Below are 18,222 nucleotides of genomic sequence, written 5' to 3' on the forward strand. Positions count from 1 at the left end.
GGTAAACTGGCACCATGCATCGCATAACCGTCAGTGCTCGCGTCAATCTCAGCCATTTGTTCTGGCTGCGCAGTCTCGCCATCATTGGCCAGCTCTGCACGATCGCCTTCGTGCAATTCTTCTTCGGCGTGCAGTTGCCGCTGCCCGCCATGCTGTTCGTGATCGCCATGGAAGTGGCGTTCAACGGCGTCACCTGGCTGCGCGTCACGCAAGACCGTCCCGAGTCCAATCTCGAATTGTTCGGCCAGATCTGGGTCGACCTCGGCGCGCTCTCCGCGCTGCTGTTCCTCTCGGGCGGCACGACCAATCCGTTCGTCTCGCTTTATCTGCCGTCGCTCGCCATCGCGGCCGCCGTGCTGCCGTGGTATCTCACCGCGTGGCTCGCGTGCTTTGCCGTGGCTTGTTACGTACTACTCGGCTTCGACAACGTCCCGCTCAATCTCGACAATCCCGCGAATCTCTTCGACTACTACCGTGCGGGCATGTGGGTGAACTTCATGGTGAGCGTGGCGCTCATCGTGTGGTTCGTCGCGCGCATGTCGCGAGCGCTGCGCCAGCGCGAAGCCGCGCTCGCCGACGCACAGCAGCGCCTCTTGCGCGATGAGCGCGCGGTCGCGCTTGGGGTGCAGGCGGCCACCGTCGCGCATGAGATCGGCACCCCGCTCTCGAGCATCGCGATGCTCACCGAGGAGTTGCGCGACATCGCGCGTACCGACAAAGGTCTCGCGCCGTATGGCGCCGACCTCGAACTGCTCGACCAGCAGATCACGCTGTGCACGTCGGCGCTCGCGCGGCTGCGCAGCCGGGCGTCGTCCACGGGCAGCCGCCAGGCCGTGAGCGAATGGCTCGGGCCATTCGTCGAACAATGGCGCCTGCGCCATCCGCATGTGAAGTTCGAACTGCCTGGCAATGCGCCTTCTGACCTGTACATCGAGGATACCGTTGCTGTCGGCCAGATCCTCACGATCCTGCTCGACAACGCAGCGCGCGCGAGCCGCGATTTCGTGACGCTGCGTGCGTACCCCGCGTCGCGGGCGGGCTTTATGGATTTCGAAGTGTGCGACGCGGGGCCGGGCATCCCGGTGGCGCTACGCGCGTCGCTTGGCGCGGCGCCCGTGGAAAGCACGCAGGGCGGTCACGGCGTGGGGCTGTATCTCGCGTTTTCGTCTGCGGCGCGGCTGGGCGGTTCGATCGATCTCGCCGATGTATCGGCGGGCGCCGTTGCGTCGGGCGCTGCTGCGTCTGGGGCAGCGGCAGTGAGCGCCAGTGCGCCGGGAGCCGCTGCGCCGGGCGCTGCTGCCGGGGACGGCGCAACGCCGGGTGGCGCCGCGGCGTCTGGCACTGGAGCGTCTCACGCAAGTACGCGGGAGCCACCGGTCACGGGCGCTGCAAACGGCGGCGCCCGCGCACGCAAGTCGCGCGGCACGCGTGCGGTCCTGCACGTGCCGGTGAAGACGGAGGCGCGGGGGGACGCGGTGAACCCGGCGGCTCAGTCGAGCGAGGCGGCGCGCGGCGGCACCGCGGCCCAGAGTTCGGAAATTGGACGAGGCGAAGGACCAGGCCGGCCCGACGCCGGCTGACAACACGGAGAAGCAGTATGAGCGATATGAATTTCCTGGTGATCGACGACGACGAAGTGTTTTCCGACATCCTCACGCGCGGCCTTACACGACGCGGCTACCAGGTGCAGCAGGCGCACAACGCCGAAGAAGCGATCCGTTTCGCGAATCAGCAGAAGTTCTCGCAGGTTACCGTCGACTTGCATCTCGGCAATGACTCGGGTCTCTCGCTGATCGCGCCGTTGCGCAGCCTGCAGCCCGACGCGCGCATGCTCGTGCTCACGGGCTATGCGAGCATCGCCACGGCGGTGCAGGCCGTGAAGGATGGCGCGGACAACTATCTCGCCAAGCCGGCGAACGTGGAAATGATTCTCACCGCGCTGCAGGGCGATGCGAGCGCGTTGCAGGCCGAGGCGGCCATCGAGCATCCCGCGCCGCTTTCGGTTGCGCGCCTCGAGTGGGAGCATATTCAGCGCGTGCTGGCCGAGCACGGCGGCAACATCTCGGCCACGGCGCGCGCGCTCAACATGCATCGGCGCACGCTGCAGCGCAAGCTCGCCAAGCGGCCGGTGCGCCAGTAAGCGCGTCAAAACGCACTAAGCGCACTACGTGCACTTAGTGCACAAGCAGCGCGCAAAAGAAAAGGGGCTCCGCATGGCGCGGAGCCCCTTTTCGTTCCAGCCTGCGCGCGGCAGGCTTCAGTTCGCACGCCTGGCGCGGCAAGCGCGCAGCGTTACAGCACGTAGCGCGACAGGTCCTCGTCCTGAGCGACCTCTCCGAGCGCCTTGTCGACATAGGCGGCGTCGATGGTCACGCTCTGGCCGGCATGATTGCCGGCGGCGAACGAAACGTCTTCCAGCAGCTTTTCGATGACCGTATAGAGACGGCGCGCGCCGATGTTCTCGGTCTTCTCGTTCACGGAGAAGGCAATTTCCGCGAGCCGGCGAATGCCGTCCTCGGCGAAATCGAGCTGCACGTCTTCCGTGGCGAGCAGCGCCTGGTACTGCTTGACGAGGCTCGCATCGGTGGCGACCAGAATCGCTTCGAAGTCCTTGACGGAGAGCGAATCGAGTTCCACGCGGATCGGAAAGCGCCCCTGCAGCTCGGGGATCAGATCGCTCGGCTTCGAGAGATGGAACGCGCCGCTCGCGATGAACAGGACATGATCGGTCTTCACCATTCCGTACTTCGTGTTGATGGTCGTGCCTTCCACGAGCGGCAGCAGATCGCGCTGCACGCCCTGGCGCGAGACTTCGCCGCCGCCGCTGCCTTCGTTGTTGCGCGACGCGATCTTGTCGATTTCGTCGAGGAACACGATGCCGTTCTGCTCGACGTTCTGCACGGCCTTGGCCTTCACCTCTTCGTCGTTGAGCATCTTCGCCGCTTCTTCGTCGGTGAGGACCTTGAGGGCTTCCTTCACCTTGAGCTTGCGGCGCATCTTCTTGCCGCCGCCGAGATTGGCGAACATCGAGCGGATCTGCTCGGTCATGTCTTCCATGCCCGGCGGCCCCATGATGTCCATGCCCACTTGCGGCTGCTCGACGTCGAGCTCGATTTCCTTGTCGTCGAGCTGGCCTTCGCGCAGGCGCTTGCGGAAGGTCTGACGCGTGGCGTTGTCGCCTTCGCTATGGCTCGATGCATCCGACGAACCGAAGCCCACCGGCCGCGCGGTTGGCAGCAGAATGTCGAGGATGCGGTCCTCGGCCTGATCGGTGGCCTTGCTGCGCACCTTGCGCATTTCCGATTCGCGCGTCTGCTTCACCGAGATTTCGATGAGGTCGCGCACGATGCTGTCCACGTCGCGGCCCACGTAGCCCACTTCGGTGAACTTGGTCGCTTCGATCTTGATGAAGGGCGCGTCCGCGAGCTTCGCGAGACGCCGTGCGATTTCGGTCTTGCCGACGCCCGTCGGCCCGATCATGAGGATGTTCTTCGGCGTGATTTCCTGGCGCAGCGGATCGGCCACCTGCTGGCGGCGCCAGCGGTTGCGCAGTGCGACGGCCACGGCCTTCTTCGCGTTGGCCTGGCCGATGATGTGCTTGTCGAGTTCCGAGACGATCTCGGCGGGGGTCATGGTGCTCATCCTGATTCCTTCTCGTCTGTACGCGCGTTGTTCGATGTCGCGCGGCGGGTTACTCGATGGTTTCGATCACGCGGTTGTGATTCGTATAGATGCACATGTCGCCCGCGATCTCGAGCGACTTCTCGACGATCTCGCGCGGCGAGAGCTCGGTGTTCTCGACGAGCGCGCGCGCCGCGGCCTGCGCATACGCGCCACCCGAGCCGATCGCGCAGATGCCGCCTTCGGGGTCGAGCACATCGCCGTTGCCGGTGATGACGAGCGTGGTTTGCTCGTCAGCGGCGATCAGCATGGCTTCGAGGCGGCGCAGCATGCGGTCGGTGCGCCAGTCTTTCGCGAGCTCGACGGCCGAGCGCGTGAGATTGCCCTGATGCTTTTCGAGCTTGGCTTCGAAGCGGTCGAGCAGCGAGAACGCATCGGCCGTGCCGCCGGCGAAGCCCACCATCACCTTGCCGCCGTAGATGCGCCGGACCTTCTTCGCGCCACCCTTCATGACGATGTTGCCGAGAGTGACCTGGCCGTCGCCGCCGAGCGCGACCTTGTCGCCGCGTCGCACGGAAACGATCGTCGTGCCGTGAAATTGCTCCATGTGCGTTCCTTTTTACCGTTGATGCCAGGCAGAGGCTGGAACGACGCGGTCTGTGCAGCCGCGCCGCGTTGTCGGATTCGGTACGTGCCGCTCCCGGCGCGGGGCGCGCGAGCGGGCGTGTCGGTAGAAGTTTAGGGCGGCAGCGGGCAGTTCAAGGGCTCGCGGCGCAGATTTCGGGATAAGCGTGGGCGAGCGGGCCGGCGGGGGCGCGGGCCTTGTGCCGTCGGTGCAGGTTTGCGCGGGATGCCGCCGGCCGTGCGGGATGCAGCCAGCTCTGCGGGAGCGCCGGGCACGAACGCACGCGCATCAATAAGCGCAAACAAAAAAGCGCACGGGACTCCGTGCGCTTCAACAAGGAAGGCAGAAAGATCCGGCACGCGCCGCGCGGCGGCGCCGGCAGCCAATCAGTCGCCGAACAGCTTCTGGCGCAGCTCGCGGCGCTCTTGCGCCTCGAGCGAGAGCGTGGCGGTCGGGCGTGCGAGCAGACGCGGAATGCCGATCGGCTCACCGGTTTCCTCGCACCAGCCGTAGTCGCCGGCGTCGATGCGCGCGAGCGATTGCTGCACCTTCTTCAGCAGCTTGCGCTCGCGGTCGCGCGTGCGCAGCTCGAGCGCATGCTCTTCTTCGATCGTCGCGCGGTCGGCCGGATCCGGCACGATGACCGTTTCGCGCAGATTCTCGGTGGTCTGGCCCGCATTGCGGAGAATTTCCGCCTGCAGCTGTTCGAGCCGGTTTTTGAAGAAGGCGAGCTGATCCTCGTTCATGTAATCCTTGTCGCTCATCTTCAGGATTTCGGCTTCGGTCAAGAGTCGTTTCGTCGTCATCTGGCTTGCTTCTTCAATGAGTGAGGCAAAACTGGCATATCTCGCCTGCACTTTTGTGTTGCCCGCAGTGGCCTCTCCCACTTTACCGCGCGCTTTATCGCGCCAAGGTGCGCGTCGGCGGGCACGAACGTTGAGCTGTCGTGACGCCTAAGCGCCGCTGCGGGGCCGAACTCCTCTGGAAACCGCTATTCAGATGCTCATGAGGCATATTTCGTACCGGCTGCGCGCTGCGACGCGATGCGCGGCCGGGGAGGCGATATTCCTGCCGAAATCCGCATAAGTGGAAATTCCGGGGCGCCTCTCTTTCCAGTGGGGCCGTATTGTAACCGAACCGCAAACTCGCGCCGCAAGTGGGAAATCCCTCAATTGGCGGCTTCCGTCAACGGTCGATATCCAGAAAATATAACGCGCCCATCGTGAAAAAGCGATGGTCGGGTACGTTATTTGACATGTGTAGCGGAGAAACGCAATTTTGCACGGGCACCCCAAGGGGCGTAGTGGCGTGTTTCGCTCACCAGCGGGGCGCCAAACGGCGCCGTGCGAAACGACAACGCCCGGCTGTGGGCCGGGCGTTGCGGGACAACATGGTGCGGCGCGGCAGCGCCCGCCGTCAGGCGAGGCAGGCGTCGAGGCCGTCGGTGATGAGGTCCTGCGGCAGCTCGATGCCGATGAACACCATCTTGCTGCCCTTCTTCTCGATGGGCAGCCACTTGGCGGCGAGGTCGCTGCCCATCATCTGGTGCACGCCCTGGAACACCACCTTGCGGTCCACGCCCTTCATATAGAGCACGCCCTTGTAGCGCAGGAGGCGCTCGCCGTAGATCTGCAGGATGCCGCCGAGGAAGTCCTCCAGGCGGTTCGGATCGAACGCGCGGTCGCTGCGGTACACGAACGACTTGATCTTGTCGTCGTGATGCGCGTGATGATGGTGGTGGCCGTGATCGTGGCCTTCGTGGTTGCACTTGCCGTGATCGTGGTCGCAGTCGCCGTGATCGTGATCGTGCGCGTGATCATGGTCATGACTGTCGTGCGCGTGAGCATGAGCGTGATCGTCTTCGGCGAGGAAGTCGGGGTCGATCTCGAGCTTGGCGTTCAGGTTGAAGCCGCGCAGGTCGAACACTTCCTTGATGTCCGCCTCGCCGAAATTCACCTGGCGGATTTGCGCCCGCGGGTTCATGTGCACGAGGCGATGGCGCAGGTCGTCGAGTTCGTTCTCGTCGACGAGATCGGCCTTCGTGATGAACAGGCGGTCGGCGAAACCGACCTGGCGCTGCACCACTTCGTGCTCGTCGAGCTGGTGGTTGCCGTGCTTGGCGTCCACGAGCGTGATGATGGCGTCGAGCAGGAATTCGTCGGCGATCTCGTTATCCATGAAGAACGTCTGCGCGACCGGGCCCGGATTCGCGAGGCCGGTGGTCTCGATCACCACGCGGTCGAAATCGAGCTTGCCGTCGCGCTTTTGCTGGGCGAGGTCGCCGAGCACGCGCGCGAGGTCGCCGCGGATCGTGCAGCAGATGCAGCCATTGCTCATCTGGATGATCTGCTCCTGGCTGTCCTGCACGAGGATTTCGTTGTCGATGTTCTCTTCGCCGAATTCGTTCTCGATCACGGCGATCTTCATGCCGTGCGGTTCGTTCAGGATGCGCTTGAGCAAGGTGGTTTTGCCGCTGCCGAGAAAGCCGGTGAGGATGGTAACGGGAATCATGCTGTGTGCCTTGAGTGCCTCGAATCGGGGTGGGATACGGCGCGGGAGCCGAACGTTACAACATAACCAGGCATTGAATCATATCTGGGCCGCGCGCGCTCGCGCCGCCCGTTCGGTGAGGGCGCGGACCGCAGCCCCGGTCTGCGCGCGGCGACTGCCGGAGGCTGGCCTCCGCACCTGCTCACCCAGGTGGGGACGACCAGGCGATTAGCAACTGCCGGATTTGCCGTGCGCGGGCGCCCATTATTATTCAGATGCATGTAGTTCATCTCGAATTAATGTCGATCTCTTTAATGTGCATTTGTGCAACACAAATAAGAGTTTAGAAATCGTCCTAAAGCGTCGATTGGGTGAAGCACGCTTTAATTCGCTCACCGACAGCAATTTCCAACGGGATTCCCTTCGGAGTCAGTCGGTGTGACGGTCATCGGGGCGCAGTCCTGGCGGGGAACACCTCCGCCGCATACCTGAAGGGCCGATGTCGTGTTGATCGCACGCCGTGCCGGAGTTCAGACGGACGCCGGCGGTGTTTGCGGCGCCCGTCGTATGTCCAGTAGCCAGCCGGATTTCTCGCGTCTGCCGAGGATTGGGCCGGCGTTTTTCGGCTGCCTGTCTCATTAGTCGGGCGGCTAATGCTGGGCTGTTTGAATTTCCGGGAATCTCGATTAATGAGAAGCCGGATTAATTGCACGTTTAGAGCGGATTATTTTGAGGATTATATGAACAAGGTTTATCGCAGCGTCTACAACAAGGTATTGGGCACGTGGGTCGCCGCATCGGAGCTGACCGCAGCGCGTGGCAAGCCGGCACGCGCGAAGTCGGGGGTCGTGCTCGTGGCAGGTGTGCTCCTTGCATCGACGGGCGCGATGTCCAACCTGGCTCACGCTTCCATCGCGATTTCGGACAATGGCATGCAAACGGTCCAGTCCGGTCCGGCCTCCATGGGCGGCAGCGCGGGCGGCAAGGGTGCATCGGCATCGGCCAACTCGATCGCGATGGTCGGCGACGCCGACTGTAACCTGCTCACGAACGTCAACGCGAAGTCCATCTACGGCGACGGTGTGGCCAACAGCTATAAGGGCGGCATCTACGGCTTCGGCGTGCAGAATTCGGCGCTCAGCTATGACGACATGTACAACGCCGGCCCGGGCCAGAGCGGAATGAAGGCTTTTTCGTCGATGACCGCCGGTTACGTGACGGAAACGGGCAACGGCGTGGCGGCGACCCAGGCGTTCGGCCTGAACTCGACCGCCATGGGCTGCGGCTCCCACGCGAATGGCTTCGGCACGGTCGCGTCGGGTTGGGGGGCGATTGCGAACGGCGCGGGCGCGGTGGCGTTCGGCGTCAACTCGGTAGCGGCGGGCCAGGGTTCGTTCGCATCGGGCATCGCCGCCAATGCGGCAGGCGACGATTCGATCGCGCTGGGCACGCTGGCCACGGCTTCCGCGAACGGCGCCATCGCGCTTGGCGCGAATACGGCAGCGCTTGGCGAAAACGCAGTGGCAACCGGTAACGGCGCGAGCGCCGCAGGTGACGAGTCGGTTGCACTGGGCTCGCTCGCCACGGCCGGCGCGAACGGCGCGGTTGCATTCGGTTCGAACGCAGCAGCGCTTGGCGAGAACGCATTGGCCTCCGGCAACGGCGCGAACGCTCAAGGCGACCAGTCGGTCGCGCTGGGCTCGCTCGCCACGGCAGGCGCGAATGGCGCGGTTGCACTCGGCTCGAACGCGGCAGCGCTCGGCGAGAACGCATTGGCATCGGGTAACGGCGCGAACGCTCAAGGTGACGAGTCGATCGCACTGGGCTCGAACGCCTCGGCTTCCATGAAGGGTGCGATTGCGCTCGGCTCGAACGCGGCAGCGCTTGGCGAGAACGCAGTGGCGCAGGGTACCGGCGCAAGCGCCGAAGGTGACCAGTCGGTCGCGCTGGGCTCGCAAGCCATCGCCTCTGGACTCGGCGCGACGGCACTTGGCTGGAACGCGTCGGCCGCTGGCTTGAGTTCGATTGCCTTTGGCGCTGGCGCAAACGCCGCGAGCGACGATTCAATCGCAATCGGCACGCTCGCATCGGCGCTCGGCAACCGTTCGCTTGCGTTCGGCGTGAATGCGTCGGCCAGCGCAGCCAACTCGGTGGCGCTCGGTGCGGCTTCGGTGGCTGACCGCGCGAACAGCGTCTCGGTGGGTGCGGCGGGCAGCGAACGCCAGATCACGAACGTCGCGGCCGGTACGGCCGCCACCGACGCCGTGAACGTTTCGCAGATGAACACGCAGATCGGCACGCAGATCAACAGCCAGATGAAGAACTCGGGCCTGATCGCTGATGACGGCACGGCGAACGTCGCGGTGACGTACGACAAGAACGCCGACGGCACGAGCGACTACAGCAATCTCACGCTCGGCAACGGCGTGGCGGGCGGCACGACGATCCACAACGTGGCGGCGGGCACCGCCGACATGGACGCGGTCAACGTCGGCCAGCTCAACTCGGCAGTCGGCAACCTGAACGATGCGATCAGCAATGTCGCGAGTGCGGCGCAGAACGCAGCCGATAACGCCTACAACCCGTTTGTCGCCGCCTACGGCAACCGCAGCACGGAAGGTGCGGTGGCGAGCGGCGTGTATTCGGCGGCAGTGGGCGCGAACGCCAACGCCAGTGGCGCCAGCTCGGTCGCATTCGGCGCGAATGCGGCGGCAAGCGCCGAGAACTCGGTCGCGCTGGGTGCGAACTCGGTGGCCGACCGTGCCAACACGGTTTCGGTGGGCTCCGCGGGCAACGAGCGTCAGGTGACCAACGTGGCCGCCGGTACCGAGGGCACGGACGCGGTGAACGTGAACCAGCTCACGGCTGCGCAGCAGCAGGCGCAAAACTACGCCGATTCGAAGATGTCGCAGATGTCGCAGGGCCTCTCCTCGCTGCAGGACTCGATCGGCGACGTGCAGCGCAAGGCATACGCCGGCACGGCGGCGGCGATGGCCGTCGCGGGCCTGCCGCAGCCGACGCAGCCGGGCAAGATGATGGTCGCGATGGCCGGCGGCCGTTACGGCGGCCAGACGGGCGGCGCGCTGGGTTTCTCGTACGTGACCGAGAACAACAAGTGGGTCGGCAAGGTGGCCGCGAACACGAGCACGACGGGCAACACCGGCGTCGTGGTCGGCGCGGGCTACCAGTGGTAATGCCTCGCTAGCGCGAGCCAGCCGCAAGGCTGGCAAAGCTGGCGTTTGACACAGGGTCTACGGCCTTCCGGCCGTAGACCCTGTTTTTTTATGCGTGCGGTTAGAGAACCTGCAACAACAATCCCTTCAGATACTCACCTTCCGGGAACGCCGCGAGCAGCGGATGATCGACGCCCGCGCCGAGGCGCTTGAGGATGCGCGCATCGACCTTCGCATCGGCGGCCGCGCCCGCCACGATCTTCTGGAACAGCTCCGCATCGATCGCGCCCGAGCACGAGTATGTGAAGAGCAGGCCGCCCGGGCGCAGCAGCTTCAGGCCCGTGAGGTTGATGTCCTTGTAGGCGCGCGCGGCACGGTCCACGTGCTCGCGCGAGGCCGCGAACTTGGGCGGATCGAGCACCACGAGGTCGAAGCGCTCGCCTTCTTCGTGCAGGCGGCGCAGCGTCTTGAAGGCGTCGGCGTCGAGCCAGGTCGCGCGGGCCGCGTCGAAGCCGTTCGCCTCGACGTTCTTCTGCGCGGTGGCGAGCGCCTCGCCCGACGAATCGATCGACACCACGCGCGTGGCGCCGCCCTTCATCGCAGCGAGCGAGAAGCCGCCCGTGTAGCAGAAGCAGTTGAGCACGTCGCGGCCCGGCGCGAAGGTCTGCACGAGCGCACGGTTGTCGCGCTGATCGACGTAGAAGCCGGTCTTGTGGCCGTTGCGCACGTCCACGTGATAGCGCACGCCGTTCTCATTGGTCACGATGGTCTCGGGCGGCTCGTCGCCGGCCATGAGGCCCGTGATCTGCTCGAGCCCTTCCTTTTCGCGGATCGAGACATCCGAGCGCTCGTACACGTTCGGGCAGCCCGTGGCCGCCGTGAGCGCCGCGACGATCGCTTCCTTCCATGCCTCGACGCCCGCCGCCATGAACTGGCAGACGAGCTGGCCGCGTGCATTTTCCGCCGCTGTGTCTTCCTTGTAGTAGTCGACGATCACGCCCGGCAGGCCGTCTGCCTCGCCGAAGATCAGGCGCACCGCGCCCGTGCCGCTCACCATCGCCTGGCGGTGTGCGACCGCGCGCTGCACGCGGCGCTTGAAGAACGCATGGTCGATGGGCTCGTTCTCGTCGAAGCTCCAGACGCGCGCGCGGATCTGCGAGTGCGGGCTGTAGGCGGCGCGCGCGAGGAAGCGGCCGTCATGCGCGCGCACGAGAACGGTCGCGCCGGAGGCGGGCTTGCCCTCGACGCGCTCGATCGCGTTGGCATAGACCCACGGATGGCGGCGCAGCAGGGATTTTTCTTTCGACGGCTTGAGAGTGACGATATTCATGATGGATTTGATGCCTGGCGTCGTGGCGAGCGGCGCTGCGAGGCGCCGCGCGCGCGAATGACGGGTGAATCGTGCGAGTCGTGTGAGTCGCGTGAATCGGAGGTTAATCAGTCGCGCTTCTTGGCGCGTGGGTGTGCGTTGTCGTAGACCTTCGCGAGATGCTGGAAATCGAGCGAAGTGTAGACCTGCGTGGCCGAGATGCTGGCGTGGCCGAGCAACTCCTGCACGGCGCGCAGATCGCCGCTCGACTGCAGCAGATGCGTCGCGAACGAGTGCCGCAACACGTGCGGATGGACGTTCGCCGGAATGCCGGCGAGCTGCGCCGCGCGCTTCACGCGCTCGCGCACGACGCCCGGCGCCATGCGGTTGCCGCGCACGGACAAGAAGAGCGGGGCGTCGTCGTGCTTGACCCAGGCGCCGCGCACGGCGAGCCACGCGTCGAGGGCTTCCAGCGCCTTCTTGCCGACCGGCACGAGGCGATGGCGCTCGCCCTTGCCGTGCACCTCCACTTCGGCGGCGTCGCGCTTTAGCCAGCCCGCCGATTCGTAGCCGTCGCGCTTCACGTAGCGCACGTCGAGGCCCACGAGCTCGGCGAGGCGTAGCCCCGACGAGTAGAAGAGCTCGAGCATGGCGTGATCGCGCAGCGCCTCGACACTGCCCGCGGCGCCTGCGCCGGCAGGGGCCGCATGCGTGGCCGAGGCGGGCGCCTCCATGAGCTTCACGGCGTCGTCGACGGAGAGCGCCTTCGGCAGCGTCTTCTCGCGCTTGGGCGCGCGCACCGCGGCCACCGGATTCGCGTCGAGCTCGATGCGGCCCGCGAGCCAGCGATAGAACGCGCGCCAGGCCGAGAGCCGATGCGCGATCGAGCGCGCCGAGAGGCCGCCCGCGTGGGCGCGTGCCACGGCACCGCGCACGTCGGCGGGCATGATTTTTTCGAGCGGCCGGCCGTTCGCGAGCTTTTTCAGTTCATCGAGCTCGTGCGCATAGCCACGCAGCGTGTGCGCCGAAAGCCGGCGCACGTGCTCGAGCTCTTCGAGATACGCGGCGATCGGGTCGGTCGGATTCACGGTGGGGACTTGAGCGTGGCGTCAGTGCGGCTGCGATGCGCGTGCTGCGCGCTTCAATGCGGCAGCAGCCGCGTGAGCCCGGCGCTCGCGAGCGTGCCGATCTTGCGCAGCAGGTCGGTGGCCATGCCATCGTGAAAGCGGCGCGGATCGGGCGAGCCCAGCACGAGCAGGCCGAACGCTTCGCCGCTCGGATCGCGCTCTTCGGCGCTCACGCGCTTGCGCAGCGCGACGATCGCCACCGACTGTGGCGTCTCATCGCCGCCTTCGAGCCACTGTGCGGCTTCGAAGCCGGTGTTCGCGCCGCAATACGGCACTTCGAGGCTGTTGGCGTAGAGCCGGACTTCTTCGCCCGTGTGCTTCGCGAAACTCGCCTGCGCATAGGCATCGGCCACGTCCCACAGGCGCAGCACGGCCTGTGGCACGTCGAATTCCTGGCGCAGCTGCTCGGCGATCAGGCGCGGCAGGGCGTGCGGGTCGCGCTCGGCGAGCACGTGCGAGACCCAGTGCACCGTCTTCGCGGCGATGCTGTCGTTCTCGTGCCCGTAGCGCAGCAGCTCGGACAAGCGCAGCTCCAGATGCTTGTTCTTCTCGCGCAGCATCTCCATCTGGCGTTCCTGCAGCGACACGGCCGCCTTGCCGTGCGGATTGCCGAGCTTGATCGTTGCCAGCAGTTCGGCGTGCTCAACGAAAAAATCGGGATTGGCGAGCAGATAGTCGGCGACTTCGCGATCGTTCATGTTGGTGGCGCGTTCGATGAAGAAGCGGCGCGCGGGCGCGCCATGCGTGATACGGGGGAAGCCGGCAAAGCTCAGCTCAACAGATCGTCGGCGAGTTCGATCTCGCCTTCGAAGACGGTCGCGGCGGGGCCAGCCATCGTCAGCGCGGCGGATTCGTCGCGCGCGCCGTCCCAGGCGATCGTGAGCAGGCCGCCGTGCGTATGCACCTTCACGGGCGAATCGAGCAAGCCGCGGCGAATGCCCGCCGCCACCGCCGCGCACGCGCCTGTGCCGCAGGCGAGCGTCTCGCCCGCGCCGCGCTCGTAGACGCGCAGCCGCACCTCGTTGCGCGAGACGATCTGCATGAAGCCTGCGTTCACCTTGTTCGGAAAGCGCCGGTGCGCCTCGATCACGGGGCCGTCGGCGAGCACGGCGAACGCCTCGGCGTCGTCGACCACCTGCACCGCGTGCGGATTGCCCATCGACACCGCCGAGATCCAGCGCGTCTGGCCGTTCACCTCGAGCGGCCAGAGCGTGTCGTTGCCTTCGCGGCGGCCCTCGAGGCCGTTCGCGTCGAACGGCACTTGCGAGGGCTCGAACACCGGGCTGCCCATGTCGACCACGACCTCGCCGTTTTCCTGCATGACGAGCGTGATGACGCCTTTCTGGACCTGCACGCGCACACGGCTCGCATCGGTGAGCTTGCGGTCGCGCACGAATTTCACGAAGCAGCGCGCGCCGTTGCCGCAATGCTCGACCTCGCCGCCGTCGCAATTGAAGATGCGATAGCGGAAGTCGACGCCATCGACGGTGGGCTTCTCGACCAGCAGCAACTGGTCCGCGCCAATGCCGAAGTGGCGGCTGGCGAGCGCGCGCACGCGCTCGGGCGTGAGCGCGATGGGCTGGCTATAGCCGTCGAGCACGACGAAGTCGTTGCCCGCGCCGTGCATCTTGGTGAACTTGAGTTTCATCCCGCTATTGTAAGCGACGAGCGGGCGAACGCCCGCGCGCTGTGCGCCGCTTGCCGGTGGGTATTGGCGGGTATTGGCGGGTCTCGGCGGGTATCCGCCGGTATCAATAAACGCTTGGCTCGCCGGGCGGGCGCGTCTTGAAGCGCTTGTGAACCCAGTAGTACTGCTCGGGAATGCGCGGAATCTGCTCTTCGAGGAAGGCGTTCATGCGTCGCGCATCCTGTTCGTCGTCGCCGGTGGGGTAGTTGTCCCAAGGTTTGAACACCTTCAGCCGATAACCCTTGTAATTGGGCAGCACCTCGCCGATGAACGGCAGGACCTGCGCATGGCCCACCTTCGCGAGGCGTCCCACGGCGGTCAGGGTACACGCGGGCACGCCGAAGAACGGCACGAAGGTGGAGTTGCGCATGCCGTAGTCCATGTCCGCGCCGAGCATCACGGGCTTCTTTTCGCGCAGCCAGCGCAGCACGACGCGCGCGCTGTCCGCGCGGCTCGCCAGTTCGGCGCCGAAGCGGCTGCGGCCCGCCTTGGCGGCGGCTTCGAACTCGGGGTTCGAGAACGGCTGATAAAGCGAGCCGCACGTGCGGCCCAACGCGTAATTGATGGCCATCGAGCCGGCTTCGATGCCCACGAAGTGCAGCCCGAGCAAGAGCGTGGGCGGCATATTGGGGTCGGTGAGGTCGACTTCGCTGTCGACTTCGACGATCTTTTCGAACTTCTTTGCCGAGGCGAACCACTGGAAGCTGCGTTCCACGTAGCTGCGGATCGCGTGGCGAAAGTGCAAGCCGGCGATTTCCTCGCGCTTCTCGTCGCTCCATTCGGGAAAGCACAGGCGCAGGTTGGTGTGGACGACGCGCTTGCGGCTGCTCGGGATCTGGTAGAGGAGCCAGCCGAGCCCGTCGCCGAAACGGGCGACGAGGCCATAGGGCAGGATCGCAAACAGCTTGAGCAAGCCAATGCCGAGGCGGGAGCCGAGCTTACCGAGCATGCGCGGCTCCCGTGGCAGGCGTGGATACAGTGAAGAGGGCGATGGACGGCACGCGGCGTGACTCTGCGACAAATTAGGGAAACCGCTATAATAAGGGCTTCGCCGAGTTAATAGACAACTTGCGGGGCGAAGCCGGCAGGCAGCCGATCGTGACGATCCATCCACGAATCAGGCGCCAACCGGACAGGTAATCCGCTAAAGCGTCGCCGCTTCAAAGCTCCCGAAGCTGGCTACGTGAATACAACCGTCACCAGCTACAAGGAGCCTTACACGTGGCAAACGACTATTTCTTCACCTCCGAATCCGTCTCCGAGGGCCATCCGGACAAGGTCGCCGACCAGATCTCGGACGCGATTCTCGACGCCATCCTCACGCAGGACAAATACTCGCGCGTTGCGGCTGAAACGCTGTGCAACACGGGTCTCGTCGTGCTCGCTGGCGAAATCACCACCACGGCCAATGTCGACTACATCCAGGTCGCGCGCGACACCATCAAGCGCATCGGCTACGACAACACCGATTACGGCATCGACTACCGCGGCTGCGCGGTGCTCGTCGCCTACGACAAGCAGTCGCCGGACATCGCCCAGGGCGTGGACCGCGCGCACGACAACAACCTCGATCAGGGCGCCGGCGACCAGGGCCTGATGTTCGGCTATGCGTGCGACGAAACGCCCGAACTGATGCCGCTGCCGATCCACCTTTCGCACCGTCTGGTCGAGCGCCAGTCGAACCTGCGCCGCGACGGCCGTCTGCCCTGGCTGCGTCCGGACGCCAAGTCGCAGGTCACCGTGCGCTACGTCGACGGCAAGCCGCACGCGATCGACACCGTCGTGCTCTCCACGCAGCACTCGCCGGACATCGACCTCGGCACGCTGCGCGAAGCCGTGATCGAAGAGATCATCAAGCCGGTGCTTCCGTCGGAGCTCATCAAGGGCGACATCAAGTTCCTCGTGAACCCGACCGGTCGCTTCGTGATCGGCGGCCCGCAGGGCGATTGCGGTCTCACGGGCCGCAAGATCATCGTCGACACGTACGGCGGCGCAGCCCCGCACGGCGGCGGTGCGTTCTCGGGCAAGGACCCGTCGAAGGTGGACCGCTCGGCCGCCTACGCAGGCCGCTACGTGGCGAAGAACATCGTGGCCGCCGGCCTCGCCTCGCGCTGCCTGATCCAGGTCTCGTACGCGATCGGCGTGGCGCAGCCCACCTCGGTCATGGTCAACACGTTCGGCACGGGCAAGGTCTCGGACGCCATCATCACGAAGCTCGTGCGCGAGCACTTCGACCTGCGTCCGAAGGGCATCATCCAGATGCTCGACCTGCTGCGTCCGGTCTACGAGAAGACGGCGGCATACGGCCACTTCGGCCGCGAAGAGCCGGAATTTTCGTGGGAAGCCACCGACCGCGCACTCGTGCTTGCCGAAGCGGCCGGTACGGAGCCGGTGGGCGCGCTCGCGTAAGCAACGCGCACGAAGGCCGGCGCACTCGCCGGCCTTGTCTGCCCGTATGAATAAAAACCCCGCCAGAGCATGTGCCCTGGCGGGGTTTTTCGTATCTGGGCGCGGGTTGGGTCAGCCCATGGCGAAGCCGAAGCCGAACCAGCCCGTGCTGCTGGCGCCCATGCGGCGCGGACGGCGGGAGGTGCGCGCCGCGTGCACGGTGGCGGGCGCCGCGAGCGCGCGCAGCGTCGCGTTGGGACGGTACAGGAGCGTGCGCAGCGAGAAGTGGCGTGCGCCCGCGCGCAGGCGCAGCACCGAGAAGAACGAATGGAACCAGGTGCGCATGTTGTCCACGGCGCGGGTGTCGCGCACCTGCTGCCCGAGCGCGCGCGTGCGCGCGGCGTGGTGGCGCAGCGCGCGCACGACGTGACGGCGGGCGGGGCGCGCCGCCTTCAGGGCGGCATGGGTCATGCGGCGGGTACTGAAAAGGGTATGCATGGCGTGTGCGGTGTCAGGTTCGGAGTGCGCCTTGCGCGAGGCTTCGCGCGGCACATCGATTCGAGCAGCAAACGTGCCCGTCTTCAGGACGGCCACGATAACGGAAATCGCGGGATGGATCGCGCGGCGTGCGCGAGGCAAGAGACGGCGCGCAGACGCGCACTGCGGGATCACTGCGGATAGCGGCGGCCTTGCTGGACAAGGCTTCGAAGGCGCCCCGTGCGCTCGATGGATGTTCTGGGTGAAGAAACTGCATGCGCGCAGACTACACGCGAATCATGACGCCCGAAAGTCGGTTAATACCCGCGCCTGCTCAAGTTTGAGGCAGGTGTCGCGGCCCGATCGCGCCCTTGGGCGCCATTGCGGTGCGTTTGCATCACGGTTGTGCGTGGCCCCCCCTTCCGCGCGTGCGCACACGTCTTACAATCGAGCGATTGGCGCGCGCGAGAAGCGCCGCCGTTGCTGCAGCCGTTCGCGGCTGCAGCCCTCGCAGGCCTCGAACAACGGAAGTCTCATGTCGATCCAATCAAAAAAGGAACAGGTGCAGGCGCTGCGCGAGCGCGGTTTCGTGGTCGTGCCGGGACTCGTCTCGCCCGAGCGGTGCGACGAGCTCAAGCGCGTGGCGCAGGAGCAGTTGCATGCGGCCGCCGCGCCGCTCGAATTCGAAGCCGATCTGCGCTACCCCGGCGCGCCCGAGTCGAAAGCGGCGCCTGGCGGCCATACGGTGCGCCGCTTGCTCGACGCGCACGCGCGCCATGCGCGTTTTCGCGAGTGGGCGACCTCGCCCGAAATCGCGGGATGGATGGAACTGTATTTCGGCGAAGAGCCGGTGCTCTCGCGCGCCCATCACAACTGCATGATGACGAAGCACCCGATGTACGGCAGCCTCACGGGCTGGCATCGCGACTCGCGCTACTGGTCGTTCGAGCGCGACGATCTGGTGTCGGTGTGGCTCGCGCTCGGGCCCGAGACGATCGAGAACGGCGGCCTGTGGTTCGTGCCGGGCTCGCATACGGAGCCGTTCACCTCGGAGCGTTTCGACGCCGCGAAATTCTTCCGCGCCGATCTGCCCGAGAATCAGGCCTGGATCGATCGAGCGACCTCGCCCACGCTCAACGCGGGCGACGTCGTGTTCTTCCATTGCAATACGCTGCATTCGGCGGGCCAGAACAGGAGCGGCGACGTGAAGTTTTCGCTCGTGTTCACCTACCACGGCGCGAGCAACGTGCCGTTGCCGGGCACGCGCTCGGCCTCGCTGCCCGAAGTGAAGCTGGTGTGAGCGCGCGGCGGGGCCGTATGCCCGC

Annotated in this window: 15 protein-coding genes; 5 read left to right on the top strand and 10 right to left on the bottom strand. The window is 65.8% G+C overall.

Annotation, left to right across the window (positions count from 1 at the left end; translation table 11 throughout):
* Window positions 1-14 precede the first annotated feature (14 nt).
* Window positions 15-1,580 (top strand): ATP-binding protein, encoded by a 1,566-nt coding sequence (locus EYW47_RS11365; protein WP_133194941.1) that lies wholly within the window; start codon window positions 15-17, stop codon window positions 1,578-1,580.
* A 17-nt stretch (window positions 1,581-1,597) separates the two neighbouring features.
* Window positions 1,598-2,140, top strand: a complete 543-nt coding sequence (locus EYW47_RS11370; RefSeq protein WP_133194942.1) for a response regulator transcription factor — start codon at window positions 1,598-1,600, stop codon at window positions 2,138-2,140.
* Window positions 2,141-2,292: 152 nt separating this feature from the next.
* Here the strand turns inward: EYW47_RS11370 and hslU are convergent, their stop codons facing one another.
* The 4 genes from hslU to EYW47_RS11390 all read right to left on the bottom strand — a co-directional run bounded on the left by hslU (window position 2,293) and on the right by EYW47_RS11390 (window position 6,757).
* Complete coding sequence (gene hslU / locus EYW47_RS11375; RefSeq protein ID WP_133194943.1) at window positions 2,293-3,642, bottom strand: ATP-dependent protease ATPase subunit HslU; 1,350 nt, start codon at window positions 3,640-3,642, stop codon at window positions 2,293-2,295.
* 49 nt (window positions 3,643-3,691) lie between these two features.
* Window positions 3,692-4,228: an ATP-dependent protease subunit HslV gene (hslV, locus tag EYW47_RS11380; protein WP_133194944.1), complete on the bottom strand. Its 537-nt coding sequence runs from the start codon at window positions 4,226-4,228 to the stop codon at window positions 3,692-3,694.
* 404 nt (window positions 4,229-4,632) lie between these two features.
* The gene (gene dksA, locus EYW47_RS11385) at window positions 4,633-5,052 is read right to left on the bottom strand and encodes an RNA polymerase-binding protein DksA (RefSeq protein ID WP_090541141.1); all 420 of its coding nucleotides are present in this window, start codon (window positions 5,050-5,052) and stop codon (window positions 4,633-4,635) included.
* A 610-nt stretch (window positions 5,053-5,662) separates the two neighbouring features.
* Window positions 5,663-6,757, bottom strand: a complete 1,095-nt coding sequence (locus EYW47_RS11390) for a CobW family GTP-binding protein (protein ID WP_133194945.1) — start codon at window positions 6,755-6,757, stop codon at window positions 5,663-5,665.
* Between the two features lie 719 nt (window positions 6,758-7,476).
* Between EYW47_RS11390 and EYW47_RS11395 the strand changes: the two genes are divergently transcribed.
* Window positions 7,477-9,930 carry a YadA family autotransporter adhesin gene (locus EYW47_RS11395; RefSeq protein ID WP_165976533.1) on the top strand — a complete coding sequence of 818 codons (2,454 nt, stop codon included), beginning with the start codon at window positions 7,477-7,479 and terminating at the stop codon, window positions 9,928-9,930.
* Window positions 9,931-10,030: 100 nt separating this feature from the next.
* Here EYW47_RS11395 and EYW47_RS11400 read toward each other — a convergent pair whose 3' ends face one another.
* The 5 genes from EYW47_RS11400 to EYW47_RS11420 all read right to left on the bottom strand — a co-directional run bounded on the left by EYW47_RS11400 (window position 10,031) and on the right by EYW47_RS11420 (window position 14,981).
* Window positions 10,031-11,239: a class I SAM-dependent rRNA methyltransferase gene (locus tag EYW47_RS11400; RefSeq protein WP_133194947.1), complete on the bottom strand. Its 1,209-nt coding sequence runs from the start codon at window positions 11,237-11,239 to the stop codon at window positions 10,031-10,033.
* A gap of 107 nt (window positions 11,240-11,346) precedes the next feature.
* Window positions 11,347-12,306 (bottom strand): tyrosine recombinase XerC, encoded by a 960-nt coding sequence (locus EYW47_RS11405; protein ID WP_133194948.1) that lies wholly within the window; start codon window positions 12,304-12,306, stop codon window positions 11,347-11,349.
* A gap of 53 nt (window positions 12,307-12,359) precedes the next feature.
* A complete protein-coding gene (locus EYW47_RS11410) occupies window positions 12,360-13,043 on the bottom strand; it encodes a DUF484 family protein (protein ID WP_133194949.1) in 684 nt (227 codons plus the stop codon).
* A 71-nt stretch (window positions 13,044-13,114) separates the two neighbouring features.
* Window positions 13,115-13,993, bottom strand: a complete 879-nt coding sequence (gene dapF, locus EYW47_RS11415) for a diaminopimelate epimerase (RefSeq protein WP_133194950.1) — start codon at window positions 13,991-13,993, stop codon at window positions 13,115-13,117.
* Window positions 13,994-14,096: 103 nt separating this feature from the next.
* The gene (locus tag EYW47_RS11420; protein WP_133194951.1) at window positions 14,097-14,981 is read right to left on the bottom strand and encodes a lipid A biosynthesis lauroyl acyltransferase; all 885 of its coding nucleotides are present in this window, start codon (window positions 14,979-14,981) and stop codon (window positions 14,097-14,099) included.
* 272 nt (window positions 14,982-15,253) lie between these two features.
* Between EYW47_RS11420 and metK the strand changes: the two genes are divergently transcribed.
* On the top strand, window positions 15,254-16,441 hold the full coding sequence (metK, locus tag EYW47_RS11425; protein WP_133194952.1) for a methionine adenosyltransferase: 1,188 nt from the start codon (window positions 15,254-15,256) through the stop codon (window positions 16,439-16,441).
* Window positions 16,442-16,552: 111 nt separating this feature from the next.
* On the opposite strand, the gene EYW47_RS11430 is transcribed toward metK, so the two are convergent.
* On the bottom strand, window positions 16,553-16,918 hold the full coding sequence (locus tag EYW47_RS11430; RefSeq protein ID WP_133194953.1) for a hypothetical protein: 366 nt from the start codon (window positions 16,916-16,918) through the stop codon (window positions 16,553-16,555).
* Window positions 16,919-17,432: 514 nt separating this feature from the next.
* On the opposite strand from EYW47_RS11430, the gene EYW47_RS11435 reads away from it, so the two are divergent.
* On the top strand, window positions 17,433-18,197 hold the full coding sequence (locus EYW47_RS11435; RefSeq protein WP_133194954.1) for a phytanoyl-CoA dioxygenase family protein: 765 nt from the start codon (window positions 17,433-17,435) through the stop codon (window positions 18,195-18,197).
* The last annotated feature ends 25 nt before the right edge of the window (window positions 18,198-18,222 follow it).

The sequence above is a fragment of the Paraburkholderia silviterrae genome (assembly GCF_004353915.1).
In the GTDB taxonomy this organism is placed as follows: Bacteria; Pseudomonadota; Gammaproteobacteria; order Burkholderiales; family Burkholderiaceae; genus Paraburkholderia; species Paraburkholderia silviterrae.